The following is a 21,055-nucleotide window of genomic DNA, read 5'->3' as shown; positions in this document are numbered from 1 at the left end:
CTTGTCTTCAACAAAGACTTCAACTAAAGAGACATTGCATCACGTGGGCAATATAGCTATCCCTGATGCATTGACACTACAATAACAGACCTGTCACACGCGACACTTCATCAGGACCAGCCCCGAGATCGTGAAGGACATTCTTTGCATCTCCGGAAGCCACCCCATATAACTTGAAGACCAGCGCGTCCAATTCAGCAGAGAGAGAAAGATTGTCATCGGCCTTAAGGATACGCTCGACTACTGTTACGATCGAGTCGATCACCTGAGCTGTGTCACCATCGGTCTCAAATGGGCTAACTAGGGGAAGCTCGCTAATCTCCCGGTTTGACACATGATTGTTAGTACTTCCGACCTTGAATCGCAGATTTAGAAGAGAGGAGTTCAGCACTCCAAGAAGATAGAGTAATGAACGCATATCATCTTTTCTAATAATAATATAATTACATGAGTTCGCCAACACACGATCCGGCTCGATGAGAGCAAACTTCAGTCTCCAGCGTTGACCCCGGTTTGAGATCTGTTGTCCTGCAATTCTATAGCGATGAATATGTGACATCCGTCGGGAATAAGAACGTGATGAAGCAAAATCGTCTACCTGCACGTACTCCCGTCTCTTCTTGCTCGACCTACCTAATCTAAATCGACCAATATGAGACCCCCTGATGAGGGGGACACCAGTATCGTGTGACGTGATGAACTCCCGATCGATCGTGATATCAAGCTCGCCTCTAAGATTGAGGATCTGCGTGTATTCGGAGAGTGGTGGATGATGGTGGATCTGAACGAACACATTCCAAGTGCGTGGACTGATAAGAGGAATCTTGACCGACTGCCCCATCACCCGCTCGATATCCGTGATGCTCACTCTCAAGGGTTCGACCGTAAGAGCCGTCTTCAAGCGATCAAGACCAGCACGGATGCGTGTGTACTCGGTCCTGTTACCACGTTCCACAAGAAAGATCGTCACACCTTGGGTCACTCCCGGAAAGACACGAGCGGTCTCGGGAAACTCAAAGACATCCACAAGCAAGTTATCGTACAGCAAGTGTCTACGCAAGGGCTGTGAAGAGAGGTCTCCAAGTATGCTCGTGGGAACAATGACTGCAAGATGACCACCGGGTCGTAGTAGATTGAGTGCACGCTCGATGAATAGTCTATGAGTGTCTAAGGTATAACGATTCGTGAGATGATAGTCAAAGCATCGTCGAAAATAGGTGACGAGTCGGGAGAGCTGCTCGCGATACCGGGCGAATTCTTCAGTATGAATCTTGCGGCTTCCTTGAACCAATCGCTCTCTCAGGAACTCTGCGAAATTGGGTTTCAGTCGCTCGTATGGTGGATTCATAACAACAATATCAAAGCCCTCTGGAGACCTATGAAAGATCTCAGGAAATTCGCTGCGCCACTCAAAGGGCAACCATTTGTCGCTCGCCTCAATCAATCGGGAATAGTCCGAGGTCCCAGCCAATCCGTATCTTGAGATCAGAGCATCACCCTGTCGTAAGTTCAGTCTGAGAGACTTGGCCTTTGCAGGATCGAGGCCAGCTATCGTGAGCAGGGAAACCCTTGCAACCTCAAGCGCTGCGGCATCAACGTCAACACCGTACAGATTCGGTAGGATGCGCTCTCTCAACAGGGAATCATCAGACTGAGGTTCAACCCGTCTGATAAGATCAAAAAGATGAAGATACGCCGACACAAGGAACCCACCAGAACCACATGCTGGATCAAGGATTGATAGGGAGAGCATCTGTTCCATCGCATCAGGATCATCGTCTAAGAGAGAGGATGAATGTTCAGCCGAAAATGGAGCAAAGGCCAGATCAACAATAAAATCCGTCACCTCAGAAGGAGTATAGAACAGACCCTGAGGCCTCAGAGATTTTAATTGCTTACCGTGTGTGGGATGAAGATGAGACCCTATAGAATGTAACGAGGCCAAGAGATCAGCGAATTTCCGATTAGTCAATCGATCAATCTGATGAGCGGACTTGTCCAAGTCGATTCGTTGAAGTATCTCAGCAGTCAAGGAGCAAACCGTCTTCGTGTCAAGGCCAGCAAGCTCCGCACGATGGGAGAGTCGTGTGAATACTGAGGGATGAGCTGGCATTGCATCTCTCATTCGGAGAGCCACTGCGGACTCTAAGGCTGCAATACGCACAGCCTCCATACTCACGAGCTGCATATCGTGATCATCAGGGATGGGAGGCTGTACACCAATGACACTGGACAGCAACTGGGTCGCTATATTGGGAATCTGATCGCTCATCGACCTGTCATACTAACATCGTCAATGTTAGGTCTTATGGGCTCGTCCTGTGAGGTGAGAGGTATCTCAGGTCAAGTGTCCGTGGCGGAGGCTCTTGCTAATTCGACAAATCCCACTCCTTATCAACATCATAGGAATCAGATTCATCACTCATCGAGTAGCTCCGATAGGAATGAGATATGGATACCATAGATGACGGTGTGTATTCGGGATGCATTGCAATAACATCATGAATAAGACCTTCACCGATATCGATAGCCTCTCGAATCTTAATCTCTAGAATAGGACTACTGAAGATGAGAGGTATGAAGATGATCACCATTGCAAATCTGAAGGGCCAGAGATTATAGTGGAAAGTTGGATCAAAGATGTTCTTGAGTTTGAAATACACTTCGTTAAAACCCCAGACCGTGCCCAAGAAAAGGCTTAGCTGACGAATATATTTGAGATACTTGAATAGTCGCACCGTCCTTGAAACCCAATGATCATAGTCGGGTACACCAATTGGATAGTCGAGAACACCACCCAGCTGAGCAACGGCCAATGAGATCTTTGCAAGAAATGTATGGCTTTTCTTTTCGAGGAATATTGCAGTCCTGTATCGACGCTTCACAAATCCCCCAACAGTGACGAACGAGAACACGACCATGACGGCCACCCAGACAATGGTGACCACGACCATCATGAGCATGCTCAACAGCAGGCAAAAACACAGACCCTCGCCACAATCACCGCCACTGCCTGTTCCACAATCAGCTCCCAGACACTCTTGACCAAGTGCAGTTCCGGCCCTTACCTTCCCACAACAGCGTGTTAAAATGTATTTTTTATGCTGCTCCCCACCTGTAAACTCGTGGATCATTTCACGAACTGTTGATCCTGAGACCCCAAAGATATTGTACCAATGGTAGGTCGTCCCAGAGATCTTCGTAAATTGTTCTTCATGCACTGGCGTACTCTCCATCCCACAATCACCAACCAAGCTTGAGATATTCTACGGGCCGACCGATCAAGCGATCATCAGTCTCTCCTAGAACCAATGATGGCAACGGCTCACAGATATGGTGTGTTATATCTGAGTCCACATTAATCTTTTCAGGCCCTACTAAATCAGACGAAAAGCGGTAACAGCCATTGAAATGACTGCTACCGCAGAGTCCAATCCCTAAAGTCGCTTGTCAGCATCTGCGGACAATTGACCTGACGGACCAGCACCCGGAAGAGGCTGTTCGGGATTGAAAACGGGGTCGGAGGCCATTAATCGATGAACGACCAGATCGCCCTCGGAATAGTGACGCCTGAGTCTCAGTTCGATCCAAGCGCTATAGAATATCATCGGGAGGAATAGTGAGACCATTAGAATCCTAAAAGGCCAGAGGTCGTAGTGAAATGTAGGATGCAGAATGTTATACCCCTTAAAGGCAATCTCCACAATGCCCCAGATCGTTCCGGCAAGCAATCCAGCCCAACGAATATGCACCATCTTTTGATACAGTTTCTGAGCTCTTTGGAGCCAGTCATCGAAATCGGGATCGCCCAGATTTTCATATAACACCCCACCTCGAAGAACCGAAGCCACAACAAGTTTAGAGACAAAGGAATCATCTCTTTTTTTAATTGATACAACGGTGATATGGCGTCGCTTGAAAAAGCCGCCCAATGTAAAAATTGAGAAGGCGATCATCACAAAAACCCAGACGATCGAAAAGACGCTCATCACTATAAATAAAATAACAAGAAAGAGAAGGATACCTTCTCCACTTCCACCAAGTCCCGAACCAAGTCCAGCCAAAATGGTAATGATTCCCGAAGTCACATTGATCTCCCCTACTGACTCGGAAGTCATAGATCCATCCTCGTTCTCAATAGGTGATGCAAATTTCTTAATGTCATCTCGTACTGCTGATGAGGGTACACCAAGAATCTCGAAAGAGATCACGTTTTCAGACTCGCCGGATTCTTTGGTTTCTAAATCTTGTTGTTCTCTATTTTCTGTTACCAGTCTCCACTCCTCTACTAACCTGACCAAACTATGCACAATATAATCATTCTGCCGAGATAAAAAACAATTACATGGTGGCGTCTTTTCAGTTAGAACTAGAAGAACATAGCATGCAAATACATGTCGCATGAATTATTTATTAAAAACTACTGTCAAAGTAAAGGCGCGAATTAAAAAATACGCGGTGGCAGTCAGAATCTTCTTCTGCCACCAATCAAGAGGACCGACAACGGCCAGTACTTCTAACCAAATGAGAAGTCACTCATCGTGTCCGAGAGTGGCACGTCAGGGTCAAACCGTGAACTGGATGCTTTCAGTCGATAGATGATCAGATCGCCTTCCGCATAATGTCCCCTGATCTTCCATACCAAGAGATCCCCATAGAGAATCAATGGCAGAAATAGCAACAGCATAATGATTCTAAAGGGCCAAAGATCGACTTGATAGACCAGATGAAGAAGATCAAATCGTTGATCGATTTCGAGTATTCCCCAGATAACGGCCAAAATGACAGCCGTCACACGAAGATAGGCGACTCGTGAGTAGAGCCTCAATGCGCCTCTCACCCAATCGTCAAATTCAGGATCATCGGTGGTTGCATTAAATACACCACCGCGCATCACGACGGCCATCAGTAATTTTGACACGAAGGTTTCGTTTCGTCGGTCGACTATTACTATACTAAAATGACGACGCTTGAAAAAGGCACCAACTGTAAAGATCGAAAATACTATTGTGACAGTCAACCAGAGTATCGGAAATAAAATGATCGACAAGCCCGAAATTATCAATGTGACGATGAACATGTCCGCTCCAGCATTTCCCTGCAATACTCCAACAATCATGGCCCCAACAAGAAAAAGAAACAATATAAAAACGCCCCAGAAACCAGAGATCAATAAGATATTTCCGGTCTGTTCTGACGACAGTTCTGCCTCTTCTTCGGCGTCCGGCTGTACGAATTTTCTTATGTCTGACTTCACATCATTGATGTGTACGCCATAAATGAAAAACATCTTATTGTGTTCTTCCTCGTTTTCAGAGGTCTCTTCTGAATTCGATTCCGAGTTCTCAACGTCTTCTCCCAAGACTCGCGACACCTCGAATAGTGAATTACACTCTAAATAGACAAGTATTCATTTAGCGTGCATTCTCCATTTTCCTCAGATAGTTATTAAAATCTTAGCACACGCTGATCACCGCTCGATTAAAAGTCGTAATAGTAGAAGAGCGTTCAGTAATAATTTAAATATCACCTCTTTGCGGCCCTAAAATAGGGATTAACCGTGCAGACACGAACTCATGATCTTTGAAAGGGACGGGACGGAAATAAAAATAGATGGAGCCGGCCAGGGGATTTGCACCCCTGTAAAAAGGATCTGCAGTCCTTCGCGTAAGCTGCTCCGCCAGACCGGCATATGAATCGTAATGATTCACGAACGGAAGTTGTGAAGATTTGATTCTTAAGGATATCGGCAAAAATGGCCTACACTTTTAGCTTGTCTGAACGGATAGAAACTTAACTCACAATATAAAATCATAGACGAGGTTTCCATCGTGGAAGAGAAGATCGTCATCATACCACATACTCATTGGGATAGAGAATGGTATCAGCCATTTCAGATATTTCGAGCCAAGCTGATCGATCTCATCGACAACCTCTTAGAAATCCTCCAGAAGCAAGAGTATCATTTCATGTTGGATGGCCAGACCGTCATTCTTGAAGATTATTTTGAGATCCGACCTGAAAGAAGAGAAGATCTACTCAAGGCGATCCGCGAGAACAAGATTGCAATAGGGCCATGGTACGTTTTGGCGGATCAATGGCTTGTCGGAGGAGAGAGCCTCATAAGAAATCTCGAGTACAGTCACGACCTCTCTCAGCGCATGGAGATCCCACTTATGGACATCGCATACTTGCCAGACCAGTTCGGTCACACAAGTGCGATCCCACAAATCTTTGGAGACCTCACATCACTGCGTTCGGTTGTACTGTGGAGGGGAGTACCTCCTGAAATAATGACAGTCCCATTCATGTGGAGATCACATCCCAACTCTCAGGTCTCTCTTCTCGGAGTGTATATGCCGGGAGGATATGGAAATGTGTCAAGACTCCCTGAAGCGTATGACGAGTTCAAGGAAAGAGTTGATGAGGTCATTGAAGAGTTGCAACCTTTCTCTCCGTTTCCGATATATCAATTGATGAATGGATCAGACCATCTCTTTCCTCAACCGTTTGTTCAAGAGCACGTCGCAAGACTTCGAAAAGAAGGTCGTGACATCGTACTAGGAGGTCTCAAAGAATTTGTCGGTGCTCTCAGAGAGGCAATCGACGAGGCGCACTACACGCCTCCCGCCTATGAGGGAGAGATGAGGTCTCCTGCACGAGCGCCGTTGCTCCAAGACACATATTCTGCAAGGATGTGGATCAAGCTCTGGAATCAGAGAGTGGAAGATCTACTCTGTAAGAAAGTCGAGCCCATCAGCACATATCTGTGGTTACACCTCGGTGCGGACTATCCCACCGAACTCTTTGAGACCGCATGGAAGTGGTTGCTACGAAATCATCCTCACGACTCGATCTGCGGATGCTCGATCGATCGCACTCATGATGAGATGAAGACCCGGTTCTCATGGGCCGAGACCATCGCCGAGAGCATTACCGATCGCACGACTCGGGAGATCATCGAGACCTCTACACTCTCCGATGAGTCGGCCATCATAGTCTTTAATCCCACAGGGGTCTCACATATCCCTCTGTATGTGGAGTTCACGCAACCGGGAGACGTGACAGTCAACGGCATCAGCGGCCCCGATGGCAAGATCTACCCGGTGCAAGCATTACGACTAAGCGACAGCATCTTCATGGACATGACAGTTGGGCTACGAACTGCCAAGATGGGTATGAAACTGATAACTGGCAGAAAGCTCACCAGCTTCTACATCAATGGTGTAGAATTCTTTGATGGCGACGAACCCGGACTTCTTGAACTAAGACTGATCGCAGACACGCAACAGATCGGGGAGTTCGACATAGAGGGTATGAAGAGACAGGCGCGTGAGATCATCGGAAGTGGACGCTACAAGAGAGTTCATGTTGTGGCGGCCCGGCCGACGCAAAAGAGGTATGCCACATGCCTACCACTCCCTGCTCTATCGTTCTCGAGCCTTAGGCCAGTTGCTGACAGACCACAGGTTTCCGATGAGAACTGGCAGGTCACTGAAGATGGAGTCTCTAACAGATTTTACGAAGTTCACTTCAACAAAGACGGCACTCTGATCCTGCTCAATAAAGAGAGCGGTCAACGATACGATCATCTCCATGTCTTTGAGGACTTTGGCGACCGAGGCGACGAATACACCTTCGGGCGTGTGTTGCCCGAAAAGGCGAAGGTGAAGCGAGTCAAGCGAGAGATCACCATCAATGGCCCAGCCGTGGCCGAGATCCGACAAGAGATGGACCTTGAAGTGTTCGCCGGGTTGGATGAGCAGCGTGAGAAGCGCACGGGCAAGGTCGAACTTAGGATCGATACACGCTTCAGATTCTACAGCGAGGACCGTAGGATAGACATCACCACCAGACTCACTAACCTTGCAAGAGATCATCGGCTAAGGATCTGTTTTGATCTTCCGTTTCGCTCGGAGGTCACTCAGACAGCAACTCATTTCGGGTACATTGAACGACAGGGCGACCCCGAGAAGATTCCGGCACCAGACGAACTGGACAGAACACATTCCTCATACCCCGAGATGCCCTCCGGAGTCCAACCGCAGAAGCGATTCATCCGCGTCGAGGATCCCAAGGGTACTGACGGCATCACGATTTTCAACAAGGGTATGCCCGAGGTCGAGCTTGTGGATGGTCACCGTATTGCCCTAACAATGATCCGTTCAGTCGGGTGGCTCTCGCGGTCCGATTTTCCAGAGAGGCCGATCCATGCAGGACCTGCTGAGGAGACCCCGGGTGCTCAAGAACTCGGAGCCGAATACGAATTCCATTATGGTCTCGTAATTCATTCCAAGGACCAACCCATCACACTGAGCGCAGACTATGCTGACTCGTCTGCTGAAGAGGTACTGTCCATATCTTTGGAGAAGAAAGAGGCAGACCCGAGTCTACTCGAACCGATCATTACGGTCGATAATCCGGCCGTAAGAGTATCTTCCCTGCGTGTCCGTGAGGGAGCGATTCTCGCCACGTTCTATAATCTCACACCAGAACCTCAGAGAGCATCAATCGCATTGGCCTCAAAAATTTCTGAGGCGAGGAGCGTTCAAATTGATGGTTCGACTCTGACTGAAATTCCAATTGAAAATAATACAATTTTATTGGATTTCGCCCCACGTGAGATCAAGATGTGCCGACTTGGAGAGAACACAGCCTGAGATGAACATGATCATGAGTGAGATGAGGGGACCTCCATGTGTGAGGCAATCCTCTCAAATCTCATGATCCAGCGGGTCCCAGTTCCATCCTCAGTCAGTTCAACATGCAACTGAACGTTGCAGATCGGTGCAAGGGCACGAATAATAATAATTCCCAGTCCGTAGCCGGGAGCAGAGGAGAGAGAGATCGATTCGGATGCATTAAAGAACTCCAAGATGTCGGATGAGATGCCTCCCGCATTATCTTCGATCACGAAATCCACATGATTGTTTGAAGCATCTGCATGAATCTCAAGTGAGGAGGCCCCATGCTTGATCGCATTATCTACTATGTTGACAATGATCTGCCTGACCAGTCGATGCGAATAGACGAATATGTCATCCGACACAGACACGCGCATCTGGAACCCCTCAAGGGTACGTGACCGATGAGAAACATGTAGTACGTCATCGATCACATCGGTCAGATGGATCGCGGTAAGCTGCTTCTCTGCTCGTGTCATCTCGACTGTGAGATTACGCATGTCATTCACGAATGCGGTGGCACGTTGAAGACTCTCATCAACCGTAGTCAACCATGTCTCAATGTTTTCAGGATCGGAGCGGGCCAAGTCTATCCCCTGCATGGCCACCTGCAAATAATTACGAATGTCATGTCGCACAATGCTTCCCATGAGACTGGTGAGTTTGTATTGCGAACGAAGTTCATGGTCATATCTTCGCAATATGTATCCGAAGAGAACACTTCCAAATTTGATCAGAATGAGTGCTTGGATACTGATCACTATCTCGACATATGAGGGGAATAATAATAAAAGAAACGGGAAGAGAAATGAAAAAACGGCCCAGCCCCCAAGATCAACAGCGAGGATAGCCCTGACGGTCGGCGTTGCCTTCTGATTTTTAAAAAGATATCTAATAGAGAGAATAGCCACGATGCCCGAATAATATTGAGTCGGAACGAGATACAAGACAGCGGAAAAATGTGCGAGATAAGAGATCGTTGAATAGACAACTACTACAGCAAAAATTATAAAATAATACTTAAGTGGAAGCCGATTCAAGCCATTGGTCCTGACACCATTCAAAATAATGGTGAAACCGATCACCATTCCAAGAGCCCCCGGAATATAAATAAGATTAAAATCAAATGACACTACAACTATAGCGGGTGCGGCAAAAACAATTACCGTCAGCCAACCAAGAAGCCAATCAGTAAAAACATCACGAATGATAACCAAATACCTAATGACTGCAAGAATCACAACAACAAATGCTAGAGAGAAAGTGATCAATGGAAATAACAACTGCAGGGCTATCTCAATTGTCATAGTTGTACCTCGTGGGGCGATACGAGAGGGCGTTTACGCATCAAGTGTTATTTTTTAAGAGGAGGGATAGAAATAACAAAATTCAACATATAAATCATACCTTTCTCCAATATTTTATAAAACTGGGAGCACTAGTTAATACGTTGTTCGCGACCCAAAATGCAAGGAGCAGTTTCTAAATCAGATCCATCTATAGCCACTGAAGTCGGGATCATCAGGGGGAGTTCCATCGCTCAGATATATGACGTGCTGATCACCCTCGTTCGCCAGCCAAATGGAGAGATGTTCCTTCTCCAGTATCTCTAGCACCTGCACGCGGTCACTGAGTTTGAGACCCATAATCTTGAGGAGACTGTGTAGGTTCACGATCCGATTCGTATTCTTTTGAGCAGCAGCAATCACCCGTTCACGTGAACCGGGCTCCATTCCAAGAATCGTAGTATCTCGTAACACGGCCTTAATTCTCATGAGTCGCACCAAGTTGAACGGATGCGTACTGATTGATAAGCTTGACTGATTGCAAAGGCACAACTACCGATAAGAAAGACTCGAAGAAAAGATCGGCACTTTGCCTCTAAAGACTTCATTATAAATCAAATCTGCGCGTGAGGATTGGTGTCACATCTTGGCAGACGAGCTGAGTGATATTCAGAGAGAAGTCCTGAAATGGAAAGAAAAACGCAATGCCCTTTTGCTAGCTCATAACTACCAACCAATTGAGATCCAAGAGATCGCTGATTTTGTAGGAGATTCACTTCAGCTTGCTCGCAAATCTGCTGAGGTTGCTGGGTATGATATGGTCATCTTTGCGGGGGTCAAGTTCATGGCCGAGACAACAGCGGTCCTAGTAAAAGACATCCCCGTCTATATTCCCGCAACGGAGGCACTCTGTCCATTAGCTGCATGGCTGACCGCTGAAAAAATACGTAAGCGCAAAGCAGAGTATCCTAATGCGCCAGTCGTTGTCTATGTTAACACAACAGCAGAGACAAAAGCAGAATGTGATATCATCTGTACTTCCAGTAATGCTGTCAAGGTCGTAGAATCACTAGGTGCCAAGACCGTTCTCTTCGGACCGGACAAGAACCTTGCTGAGTACGTTCGTCGTCAGACAGGTATAGAGATTATTGACATCGAGCCAAAAGGTCACTGCTATGTCCATCAACAATTCGATCCCGCTCACATCTTGTTGGCCAAAGAGGAACACCCTGATGCTATAGCAATTGTCCACCCAGAATGCCCCCCTGAAGTTCAGGATGCAGCCGACATGATCGGCTCGACAGGCAACATGGTACGCATCGTAGCCGAGTCGCCAGAGAAGACATTCATCATTGGAACAGAGATGGGACTGGTGCAACAACTGCAGAAGGCTCATCCGGACAAGACGATCATTCCCGCCTTTGAGGGCGCAATCTGTCTACAGATGAAGAAGAACTCGCTCGAAAAGATCCTCCATGTGCTGAAAGATCTTCCTGAGGAAAACATTGTCACTGTGCCCGAACATCTCCAAGAAAAGATCAAGCAAGTACTCGAACGGATGACAGTCGTAAAAATCTGAGCGTGACCAAAGATTAAGCAGTCACTTCAACCGGGGCCAGAGCGGGAGGTATGGCCGAGAGCTCTCGGACGATCAGGCCCTTATGACCAGCATCTCGAAAGTCCTGCTCTGAGAACAGTCCCACCATAGCGATGAAGCGACAATATCCTTTTGCGCGCTCATAGTCTTTGAGCGAATCGCCAACGAAGATAACGTCCTCAAGAGGAATTCTATGACGGTCGCGGACGTAATTAAAATGATCAGATCCTTTTTCGAAACCGGGCTTGTAACCAAGAATGTCCGTGAACAGAGTTCTTAGATTGCGGCGCTCGAAATAACTGACAATAGTTGACTGAAATGTCGAGGAGGACACGAAGATCTTGATGCCTTTTTCCTTCAGGGCGAAGAGAGTCCGTACGGTATCCGGAAAGAGCTCTTGGTCAAATATCTTCTCGATCTTAAGTCGCTCGAACTCCTCGATCGCTTCTTCGTTCTTCGGATGGTCCGGGAAATTGATCTTGATCTGATGCTCATATGGCAGGCCGGTCGTGATCCGATATCTGTTGGTAGCCTCTTCTCGATCAAGCCCATAGTACTTCATCATGACATTGACACCGATGCGTTCAAGAAATGGCATACTATTAGCGAGCGTCCCGTCGAAGTCAAAGATTACTGCTTTACATTGAATTTGATCTGTCATGAATAATCCGCCCTGTCTGTATCGATTACCTTTCAAGAGGGCCTCTGTCGAGTATGTAACCCCTCTAAAGAGCTTTCGCTTCGGTCGTGAAAGTCCCAGATCGGCAGTTCAAGATAACACTCATCAATTATGTAAGGCGATCTTAAATTCATGCCAACGGCAAACATGAACGTGGGAGGTCGTAATAAAACAATATGGACCTACTTGCAAAACAGCGAATACTAAGAGAACAGTCTTCTGAAGATAGTAGTTATTAAATGAACCACGTTCATTCATGTCGTGAAGATGTACAATCTTTGGTGCGAATGATGCCATATGAACAAAGGGATCAGTATGTGAACAGATTACTTGTAGGAGATAGTACTGAGGTCTTGAGAGAGATCCCAGATGCATCAATCGACCTTGTGATCACCTCACCGCCATACTATCAACAGAGGGACTACGGCGTTCCTGAAGAGATCGGGAGTGAGACCTCACCTGACAAATACATAGCACGGCTGCTGCAAGTCTTTCACGAATGCGTCAGAATCATCCATGACGGCGGGCACATAGTCTTCAATATCGGTGATAAGTACGTCAAGAAATCGTTGAAATTGATCCCGTGGAGATTTGCGATCGAGGCGATGGACAGTGAACCAGTGAAGCTTGTCAACGAGATCACATGGGTGAAGCTCAATCCTACACCTCGTCAGTTCAAACGGCGACTTGTTCCTGCGACCGAACCGTTCTTTGATTTTGTAAAATCCGATAAATATTATTTCAACCTTGACGAGTTTCTCGCGGAACACACTTTCGTCAAGAAAAGACCAAAGAATGGATCACGGATAGGGCAGAAGTATTATACGCTCATTGAGCAGAGCGACCTCTCGCCCAAAGAGAAAGCGACCGCACGGAGAAAATTAGACGAAGTGATCCAAGAGGTCAAGAGCGGTAAGATCAGCGGGTTCAGAATGAAGATCCGTGGAATTCATGCGCCCGCATTTGGTGGTCAGGAGGGAGGTCGTAAGACCCAGATTGAACAAAAGGGATTCACGATCATCAGGATTCTAGGGAACCGACTGAAACGAGATGTGATAGAAAGCCCCGTCGAAACCATCAAGGGAATCAAGCATCCCGCCATCTATCCACAATTCGTGATAGGGGAACTTGTGAAGCTGTTGTGCCCACCTGATGGGATTGTACTTGACCCCTTTGTAGGAAGTGGCACGACGGCAGTCGTAGCAAAGTCATTAGGTCGTCATTACGTGGGGATCGACATCAATCCGGAATATGTTGCTGCTGCTCAGGAGAGAATCGAGACTACAGACGGCTCCACAGAGTATATAATTTAATTTCATGTTCGCACCATCGAGGAGCATCAGGCTCGACAAGGGGAAGGATCAACAGTCCGGCTTCTCACCATTCTCGACCTTCTGAAAATCTGCAATACAACGGGTGATGGTCTCAAAGGCATCCTTCAACTCTTTGAACTTTCGAACCTCGGTATGGCCGCCCTCTTGTATCTTGTAAGTAGCGTAGAAATGTTTGAGCTCCTCAATAAGACTCCGCGGCACATCGATAATGCTCTTGACATCTCGATAATACGGGTCCTTCACAGGCACGGCTATGATCTTGTCATCGATACGGCCATTATCATCCATCTCCATAATCCCAATTGGTCGGGCATGCACCAGACAGCCAGTGAATGTCGGTTCGTTAATGAAGAGGATCACATCAAGAGGGTCCCCGTCACAGTCGAGAGTCTGCGGAATAAACCCATAGTCAAAGGGAGCAAAGGTATACAGCACACGGTCAAGACGAAAGACGTTGTGTTCTGTATCGTACTCGTACTTGTTCTTGGAGGCCCGTGTTATTTCAATGACCACATTGATCTGACTGGGGGGATCCGGTCCGGGAGGAATATCTCGAAGATAATTTGTCATAGCCACACCATCCTGCAACTAAATGATGACCTCCCATCTATTGAGGTTTTCCAAACAGGATTGCCAAATCACTATTAGCGCAAACAACGTATTATCAAATACACAACGAGATTAATAGCAAAGTAATGGTAATATTCTAGGTAAAGAAAGAAAGGTGTCCTAATTTGTCAGAAAAGGAGATAGCTGATCGTACTTGGGCAATCGTAATTATTATAATTCTTTTTGTATCGGGGTCAATAGGAATGCTAATGGGTGCAATGGTAGGCTCCTCGCCCTCATCGCCCACTACCAGTTCAAAGACGACTTACGAACCCCTTAACATATCGATGGATCATAGGCACTTTGGAAACTACACAGAATACAAGACCAATTATACACTCAATGCCCCCCAATACGAACTTGCGCCCGATCTGTCAAATGTGATGAACCTTGACTCATTTTATCTCAATGAGGAGGAGAAACAGGCCATTGCAGATCATTATTTTGTGGCGACCCGCTCCGGATTTCAGATGTTCTACGACGTCTATCAATATAATTATGAAATGAATAGGCCTTCTTTTGTCACAACTGACTCTGTTCTTCATGCCTATCATGTGCTATACGACCTCACACTCAGAGAAATAGAAGAGACCCATTTCAAAAGTATATTATACAATTTATCGCTTCATATGGTGGAGGTGTCATTACAACAATATAATACGATCACTGAACCGCTATGGAAGGACTATGCGAAAAAGAATGTCGCCTATTTTGCGGTAGCAGCCAAACTTCTGAATTCATCATGGCAAGTCCCCGAGGTAGTAGCAGAATGGGTCAACCCAGTATTATATTTGATAAATAGTGCATCAGGGTTCAACAATCAGTGGTTCATGAACCAAAAGACCGACTGGAGCCAGTTCATTCCTCGCGGTCACTACACCCGTTCTGAAAAGCTCAAACAATATTTCAAAGCAGTAATGTGGTACTCACGAGTAGCGTTCCGCCTTGAACCAAAAGACTTCGAGCCTTTGTATGAGGCTAAAAATATCGAACGTGGTCGTAATGAGACCGCCCAAGCAATCCTCCTATGTATTGCATTACAGCAGCAGCAGAGTTCAGTGTACAAGGGCGGCCTCGCAAATGCTACACAACAATGGATGACCGTGTATGATACAACCTCATTCTTTGTGGGCACGAGTGATGATCTCACACCGTACGATTATCAAGTCATCATCGAGGCATTATACAATGACCCTCACAATTTTACTGAGTTGATGGACCCGTACAAGTTAGGAGTCTTCATTGAGACGGCAAAGACCTGCCGAGATCCCCAGATACTCTCCAGCTTCTTGAGTGACATTAATGACATGAATGCAACAAAAGGTCTCAGATTCATGGGCCAAAGGTTTGTCCCAGACTCGTATGTGTTCAGCGAACTCACTCACGACCAGGTACCGTTTCGAGATCTGCCTAAGGCACTGGACATCATGGCTGCACTGGGATCGGAAAGAGCATGGGAGCTTCTTGATGATCAGAAGTCGTATGTTAACTATGTTGCTCAGATGGATCTACTGAAGAAAAAAATCTCAAATTGTACAATAGATACGTGGACTAGTAACCTCTACTGGCTCTGGCTCTATTCCTTCAAGACGCTCCTCGACACGCCCAAGGCGGGAAATCCGTCGTTCATGATGGTACCGCAATGGCAGGATAAACAGCTAGCGACCTGTCTTGGCACATGGACCGAACTCAGACATGATACGATACTGTCTGTGAAAGAGTCGTACTCGCGTTACTATGGCGGTCACAATCCACCTCCCGGATACGTTGAGCCAGTCCCTGAACTCTATACCAGACTGGCGTCGCTATGCAAGATGATGATAGATAGTTTCCATGAACGGGGGATAGACAACATCTCACTCATATCGAGAACTGAAGATCTTCTGTGGTTGTCATTGAGCCTGAAGACGATCTCCGAGAAAGAACTCTCAGGTACTGCACTCAATACTTCTGAATGGGTGATCTTGAAAGATATCGGCAAGATTCTTGCGGAGTTGGAAGGCACTGATTCGGAAGCGGGAAGAGCTGCTCTAGTTGCGGATGTGCATACGGACCCCACCTATGGGCTTGCATTAGAAGAGGCGACAGGGAACCCGCTGTACATCATAGTTGCAGTACCTGATGAGAATGGTACACCGTTCCTTGCAGGTGGCGCAATGTACTCTCACTATGAATTCTCAGTTCCAATAAGCAATAGACTCACTGATGAGTTGTGGTGGGCACTGATAGAAAAAGGCGAAATGCCACCGATGGCCGACTGGATGGGATCATTTGTCCTTGGTGTCAGCGCGTCCTCGTATCAAGAACTCGAACAACAGCCTATCACACCGCAGACATCCACTCTTCAAAGCTTCAATGCATACGGTCATACTCTCTCGCCATCTCCCTCGACACATGACAACGATGGTCGATTGTTGATGACTGTGACACGCCCAACAATCAATCATTCAAGATCCAAGTCATACCATTAGATCAGCACACGTGGAGAAATTAAATAATATTCACATTTCCGAATCAGAGGAGTGAGAAGACGGAAAATCCCTATCAGTAAGCATAGTATCTGGAATCTGTGACAGCAGGTGTTGTAGCTTGCTCACGTACCTGCGAAACGCATCAGCACCTTTTGCAGTGAGCTCCACAATAACGAGAGGCTTCCATGACAGGACCCGCCTTGTCTCTATGAGACCTCCGCTCTCCAATTTCTTCAGATGATGGTCCAAATTCCCAGGGGTCAGCCCGAGGAGATGGACAAGCTCTACAAAACCAATCCGCCTCTTGAGAAAAAGTAAATATATAATTGAGAAACGTGGCTGCGCCTGAAAGAGCCGTTCATCATCACTAAGATCGAGAGGCCCCTTCATAGAGAGTTCACCTACGAGGCCGTTTTATCCGGGGGCGCAAGAGCAGTTGTTGCAACTTGATGCATTCGAAATCCTGCAATAATAAAACCAACAGAGAACGCTATGAGTGCAGTGTACTTTGCAAGTGCAAGATCACCAATGAAAAGAATTGGAAGTGAAACTATTCCCAAAGCGAGCCCGAGAGTGAGGAGCAGATGACCAAAGAAGTGTGAATCGTTCGATCTAAGGATTAAAAATGATAAAATACAGGCTACACTAGCACCCCAGAGTAGAGCGGGGCCTTGTACTCGTTCCGGCACAAAACTGACCATGAGAAATGATACAAACCAAATAATGCCAATCAATGGACCAACGTGGGATCTTCTCGTGGCTTTGTCTACATGGCCCTTCAAGGTCTTCCAAGCCCCAAAGAAGGTGAGAACAACATACCCAATGCCGATGATAATTATCAACAGTTGGGCAAATAAGGCCACGACGAGTTCATCAACGCCTGTGATGGTAGCAATAAGGAGTGCGTTCATGCTGACTAGCGCACCAAGTGGAATTACGATTCCAATTGCAATCAACGCTTTCGCCCAAGCTCTCTTGAATAGATAGTCCTCATAACGTTCGACCACTCTCAGAGCTTCGAGGACCTTCTGGATCTCTTCCATTGTGTTACCCCACTTTTAGCATACGCATCAAGACATGTTAATTAATACAGTTGTTCTGTAACACAGAACTTGTCCATTCCTTAAGTGCATTTGAATGCACTGCATTCGTATGACATCTCAACAAGAATCGGTCGTGCGTGTGACTAATCTTTACAAGAGCTATAATGGAACTCGGGTCCTCGAGAATGTTAACCTGAGCATAGATCCTAAAGAGTTCTATGTACTCATGGGCCCTAATGGTTCAGGCAAGAGCACACTTCTCTCCATAATTGCGGGGACAAGACCATTTGACTCGGGCACAGTACAGATTGCAGGTCACGAAATGCGAAGAGATCTCAGGGCAATACGGGACAATATTGGCTATGTACCGCAAGAGAACTTCTGTTCCGACTTTCTCACGGGCAGAGAGAATCTACAATACTTTGCGGGTCTCTTAGGTCTCACGAGAGAAGAACAGAAAAATCGTATCTCATGGTTACTTGAGATAACAGGACTCGAAGATGATGCGGATAGAAGAGTCGGCGAATACAGTGGAGGAATGCGGAAGAAACTAGAGGTCGCTACCGCATTCCTGAAAGACGTACGAGTCATGCTGCTTGATGAACCATTGACAGGCCTCGATCCCTCAGTGAGACGTGACTTTCTCTCCATGCTCACTACGATTAAAGCAAGAGGAACTGCAATACTCATGGTCACCCATATCGGGGAGGACGCGGAGATCGCATCACGGATAGGTCTCATGGTCAACGGGCAGATTGTGACAGAAGGAACACCGGACTCCCTCAAGGCGCTGAGCGGATTGAAGAGTTCCATTATTGTTGATGCGCGTCCCAAGACACCCGAATTGGTGACAACACTTGCCAGTGTCGATGAGAGGAGCAGTGTGGTAGATCATGGTAAATCAATCTCTCTGCTGTGTGATAACCCGGCAGAAATAATTCCTAAAATTGCTGAGCGGCTTAAGAGTTCGGGTTTTGAGATCGTGCGCCTCGACGCCCGGCCTCCAACTCTTGAAGATGTCTTTTACAAATTGACAGACTATCCGATGGAGGCGGTACCTAATGAGTAGATTAAATCAAATAATTATATCTTTCCAACGGTCCACGAGAATATTTCTGAGAGACAAGGCGATCTTCGGTTCGGCGATAGGTACCTCAATCTTTTTCCTGATCATTCTTCCTCTCGTAATGTTCCAAGATGTGCCCCCAGATGTAATGCCAATGGTAAAAGGATACGTAGTCATTGCCCTCGTGACCCTCACCATCATGACGATAGGAATAAGCAATCTGGCAGGATCAATAGCCTCAGACAGAGAACATGGGCTCTATGCAAAGATCGCCTCAATGCCAGTCAACCCTCTACTCGAATGTAGTGGGCGAATCCTGACCGTCTTAGTATATGCAGGCCTTGGGGGAGGTGTCGTTGTGTTGCTAGGCGTGCTCATGGGTGCGCAGTTTGTAGTTAGTGCCCTTGGCATACTGAAGATCCTTCTCATAGCAGCGACTGTCACAATTACTTCCGCAGGTATTGGACTCATCCTTGCATCCGTTGTGAAAAGCGAATCAGCAGCGTCTCATGTCGGGATCGCAATCGTGCTCGTTAACTACTTCATAGGTATCGCAATCCCCTACCCAAACCTGCCAGAATTGCTGAGACCGTTTGTAAGCATTAACCCATTAACTCTTGGAAACCTTATGATGGTAGACTTGGCACTTGGTCATGAATACGTCGGCTTTGATCCGATAACTCTGCCAAATCTTGCAGTCCTGCTTGTTGGTACTGGACTACTGCTCTGCATTGGACTAGTTGCATATCTCCGAAAGAGCTGGCCCTGGTATTCACACACGTGGCCTCTGTTCAAATCCGGCTCCGCGTTACACTTGCGCAAGAACCATCATGCGTTCCCATGAAACAGATCTCGGAGACCATGCAGAGAGATTTAATAATAGGACATGTTCGATACGGACAAGGTGCCAAACTATGAAGCCAGCATTGTGGCAGATATCGTTTGCAATAGGTATTACTGTGATCTTTGCAATTATGGGGATTGAGAGTTTAGGTCTCATTGTCCCAGAAGCACCATTACGAATAATAGAACTGATCGCGGGTGTCCTTGTGATAGCTGGCTCTAGCGAGGCATTTGTCCAGTCGGTAGAAGGGATCTCAACACACAAGAACCTGACAGAGTATGTGTCCGGGATCTATGCGAGCCTTGCCAGCACGATTCCCGAGCTATCCGTCCTTACGTTTCTCTTGCTGGCGGGTAATTTCGAGATGGCGTGGGTACTTGCACTCTCGACCATCTTCGTCAACTCTCTGGTCTTCGCCATATATACACTTGTGCTGCCAAAGGACGAGCATGGAAACTATACGCTCCCAGATGCGATCATGTGGGTCGGTTCCGATCTCTTGAGCATGGGTGCGGTCATCAGTCTCGCAGTTGGGTTCACAATGCTCATGCTCTTTGTGTTTGCGATGGCCAATCCACTACTCCCGAAGAGCCTCGATGCTGGCGAACTGCTCATGTTTGGCTCGTGTCTTGTTGCAGTCTTTATCGTCTATCTCTACCGGATCACAAAGTACTACGGCAAACTTGAACCACAGTCTGATGAGGAAGCATTGTCATCGACCCTACCAGTCCATGACATGACTCCAAAGAAGGTCGCCATCTTCATGATCGTCGCAGCCATAGGTGCGCTGATCGGTGGTGAGGCGCTGGCCGGATTTGCCGAGTGGGCCACAGAGGTACAACATCTGAACTTTATCCATGCTGCACTGCTTCTCGTGCTCTTTGGCGGGGCACCCGAGTACATCATTGTCGCAAGCAGCCACAAAAAGGAAAAGATCGAGGTCGCCCTCTCCAATGCCTTCGGAGGCATCGTGCAGGTCTTCTTCATCATCTTTGGGTACACGCTTCTCGCAGGTGGGATCATCGCGCTCATCTTCAATGTGACGAACGTCATTCCCATCGATCTGTTTTCAGTCGTACTGCTGTTCTTTGCATTTCCGACACTGTTCATCCTTCGTGTGACCATCACGGATGATTCCAAGGTCAATATGCTTGAGTCCGCAACGATGATCGCCGTTTTCATCATGATGCTCTACATTCTCTTAGTGTGGGGCGCATTCCCGATCTCTACTCCCTGAGAATGCATTGGGCCGATGTTGCCACAGTTTATCAATGAATGAAAAACCGACTGCTTACTCAGAGTCGGAAATAAAATATACGGGAGGGTCGCAAACAGCTACGCCAAACTTGGACATATTTGGACATTGTTTGTAGGAGTTTAAATACTCCCGGTCACAGGTCACATATGACCTTCACCATGATGGTGAGGTTGTAGTAGCCCAC

General features: G+C 47.0%; 17 protein-coding genes. 7 read left to right on the top strand and 10 right to left on the bottom strand.

Translation table 11 applies throughout. The features are described 5' to 3' along the window. Positions 1-76 precede the first annotated feature (76 nt). From K9W43_11050 to K9W43_11035, 4 genes are all read right to left on the bottom strand, one after another. On the bottom strand, positions 77-2,272 hold the full coding sequence (locus tag K9W43_11050) for an N-6 DNA methylase (protein ID MCF2137757.1): 2,196 nt from the start codon (positions 2,270-2,272) through the stop codon (positions 77-79). A gap of 97 nt (positions 2,273-2,369) precedes the next feature. Further along, positions 2,370-3,221: a hypothetical protein gene (locus K9W43_11045; protein ID MCF2137756.1), complete on the bottom strand. Its 852-nt coding sequence runs from the start codon at positions 3,219-3,221 to the stop codon at positions 2,370-2,372. A 216-nt stretch (positions 3,222-3,437) separates the two neighbouring features. Then, on the bottom strand, positions 3,438-4,301 hold the full coding sequence (locus tag K9W43_11040; GenBank protein MCF2137755.1) for a hypothetical protein: 864 nt from the start codon (positions 4,299-4,301) through the stop codon (positions 3,438-3,440). Positions 4,302-4,516: 215 nt separating this feature from the next. Beyond that, positions 4,517-5,362 (bottom strand): hypothetical protein, encoded by an 846-nt coding sequence (locus tag K9W43_11035; protein MCF2137754.1) that lies wholly within the window; start codon positions 5,360-5,362, stop codon positions 4,517-4,519. 469 nt (positions 5,363-5,831) lie between these two features. Between K9W43_11035 and K9W43_11030 the strand changes: the two genes are divergently transcribed. Next, the gene (locus K9W43_11030; protein ID MCF2137753.1) at positions 5,832-8,660 is read left to right on the top strand and encodes a hypothetical protein; all 2,829 of its coding nucleotides are present in this window, start codon (positions 5,832-5,834) and stop codon (positions 8,658-8,660) included. Positions 8,661-8,671: 11 nt separating this feature from the next. Here K9W43_11030 and K9W43_11025 read toward each other — a convergent pair whose 3' ends face one another. After that, complete coding sequence (locus tag K9W43_11025) at positions 8,672-9,991, bottom strand: HAMP domain-containing histidine kinase (GenBank protein MCF2137752.1); 1,320 nt, start codon at positions 9,989-9,991, stop codon at positions 8,672-8,674. A 180-nt stretch (positions 9,992-10,171) separates the two neighbouring features. Further along, positions 10,172-10,459 (bottom strand): hypothetical protein, encoded by a 288-nt coding sequence (locus K9W43_11020; protein ID MCF2137751.1) that lies wholly within the window; start codon positions 10,457-10,459, stop codon positions 10,172-10,174. Positions 10,460-10,616: 157 nt separating this feature from the next. Between K9W43_11020 and nadA the strand changes: the two genes are divergently transcribed. Then, positions 10,617-11,549: a quinolinate synthase NadA gene (gene nadA / locus K9W43_11015; GenBank protein ID MCF2137750.1), complete on the top strand. Its 933-nt coding sequence runs from the start codon at positions 10,617-10,619 to the stop codon at positions 11,547-11,549. 13 nt (positions 11,550-11,562) lie between these two features. Here the strand turns inward: nadA and K9W43_11010 are convergent, their stop codons facing one another. Then, positions 11,563-12,228 (bottom strand): HAD family hydrolase, encoded by a 666-nt coding sequence (locus K9W43_11010; protein ID MCF2137749.1) that lies wholly within the window; start codon positions 12,226-12,228, stop codon positions 11,563-11,565. A gap of 305 nt (positions 12,229-12,533) precedes the next feature. Here K9W43_11010 and K9W43_11005 point away from each other — a divergent pair, with 305 nt between their 5' ends. Continuing rightward, a complete protein-coding gene (locus tag K9W43_11005; GenBank protein ID MCF2137748.1) occupies positions 12,534-13,559 on the top strand; it encodes a site-specific DNA-methyltransferase in 1,026 nt (341 codons plus the stop codon). Positions 13,560-13,607: 48 nt separating this feature from the next. On the opposite strand, the gene K9W43_11000 is transcribed toward K9W43_11005, so the two are convergent. Beyond that, the gene (locus K9W43_11000) at positions 13,608-14,168 is read right to left on the bottom strand and encodes an inorganic diphosphatase (GenBank protein MCF2137747.1); all 561 of its coding nucleotides are present in this window, start codon (positions 14,166-14,168) and stop codon (positions 13,608-13,610) included. A 146-nt stretch (positions 14,169-14,314) separates the two neighbouring features. On the opposite strand from K9W43_11000, the gene K9W43_10995 reads away from it, so the two are divergent. Continuing rightward, positions 14,315-16,660 carry a DUF3160 domain-containing protein gene (locus K9W43_10995; protein ID MCF2137746.1) on the top strand — a complete coding sequence of 782 codons (2,346 nt, stop codon included), beginning with the start codon at positions 14,315-14,317 and terminating at the stop codon, positions 16,658-16,660. A 30-nt stretch (positions 16,661-16,690) separates the two neighbouring features. On the opposite strand, the gene K9W43_10990 is transcribed toward K9W43_10995, so the two are convergent. Continuing rightward, positions 16,691-17,050 (bottom strand): transcriptional regulator, encoded by a 360-nt coding sequence (locus tag K9W43_10990; protein MCF2137745.1) that lies wholly within the window; start codon positions 17,048-17,050, stop codon positions 16,691-16,693. Positions 17,051-17,061: 11 nt separating this feature from the next. Beyond that, a complete protein-coding gene (locus K9W43_10985) occupies positions 17,062-17,703 on the bottom strand; it encodes a hypothetical protein (GenBank protein ID MCF2137744.1) in 642 nt (213 codons plus the stop codon). A gap of 109 nt (positions 17,704-17,812) precedes the next feature. On the opposite strand from K9W43_10985, the gene K9W43_10980 reads away from it, so the two are divergent. The 3 genes from K9W43_10980 to K9W43_10970 all read left to right on the top strand — a co-directional run bounded on the left by K9W43_10980 (position 17,813) and on the right by K9W43_10970 (position 20,850). Continuing rightward, positions 17,813-18,772 (top strand): ABC transporter ATP-binding protein, encoded by a 960-nt coding sequence (locus K9W43_10980; GenBank protein ID MCF2137743.1) that lies wholly within the window; start codon positions 17,813-17,815, stop codon positions 18,770-18,772. Continuing rightward, positions 18,765-19,613: an ABC transporter permease gene (locus K9W43_10975; protein MCF2137742.1), complete on the top strand. Its 849-nt coding sequence runs from the start codon at positions 18,765-18,767 to the stop codon at positions 19,611-19,613. Before K9W43_10980 ends, K9W43_10975 begins: the two co-directional genes overlap by 8 nt. 70 nt (positions 19,614-19,683) lie before the next feature. Further along, positions 19,684-20,850 (top strand): hypothetical protein, encoded by a 1,167-nt coding sequence (locus K9W43_10970; protein ID MCF2137741.1) that lies wholly within the window; start codon positions 19,684-19,686, stop codon positions 20,848-20,850. The last annotated feature ends 205 nt before the right edge of the window (positions 20,851-21,055 follow it).

This window comes from Candidatus Thorarchaeota archaeon (genome assembly GCA_021498125.1).
Taxonomy (GTDB): Archaea; Asgardarchaeota; Thorarchaeia; order Thorarchaeales; family Thorarchaeaceae; genus B65-G9.
The sequence above is the reverse complement of the archived record's forward strand: the minus strand, read 5'-3'. Positions and strand labels throughout refer to the sequence as shown.

Coding starts and splice junctions, on each gene's coding strand:
- K9W43_11050 (MCF2137757.1), bottom strand. CDS start 2,272: ATGAGCGATCAGATTCCCAATATAGCGACCCAGTTGCTGTCCAGTGTC.
- K9W43_11025 (MCF2137752.1), bottom strand. CDS start 9,991: ATGACAATTGAGATAGCCCTGCAGTTGTTATTTCCATTGATCACTTTC.
- K9W43_11020 (MCF2137751.1), bottom strand. CDS start 10,459: ATGAGAATTAAGGCCGTGTTACGAGATACTACGATTCTTGGAATGGAG.
- K9W43_11010 (MCF2137749.1), bottom strand. CDS start 12,228: ATGACAGATCAAATTCAATGTAAAGCAGTAATCTTTGACTTCGACGGG.
- K9W43_11005 (MCF2137748.1), top strand. CDS start 12,534: ATGATGCCATATGAACAAAGGGATCAGTATGTGAACAGATTACTTGTA.
- K9W43_10990 (MCF2137745.1), bottom strand. CDS start 17,050: ATGAAGGGGCCTCTCGATCTTAGTGATGATGAACGGCTCTTTCAGGCG.
- K9W43_10985 (MCF2137744.1), bottom strand. CDS start 17,703: ATGGAAGAGATCCAGAAGGTCCTCGAAGCTCTGAGAGTGGTCGAACGT.
- K9W43_10980 (MCF2137743.1), top strand. CDS start 17,813: ATGACATCTCAACAAGAATCGGTCGTGCGTGTGACTAATCTTTACAAG.
- K9W43_10975 (MCF2137742.1), top strand. CDS start 18,765: ATGAGTAGATTAAATCAAATAATTATATCTTTCCAACGGTCCACGAGA.
- K9W43_10970 (MCF2137741.1), top strand. CDS start 19,684: ATGAAGCCAGCATTGTGGCAGATATCGTTTGCAATAGGTATTACTGTG.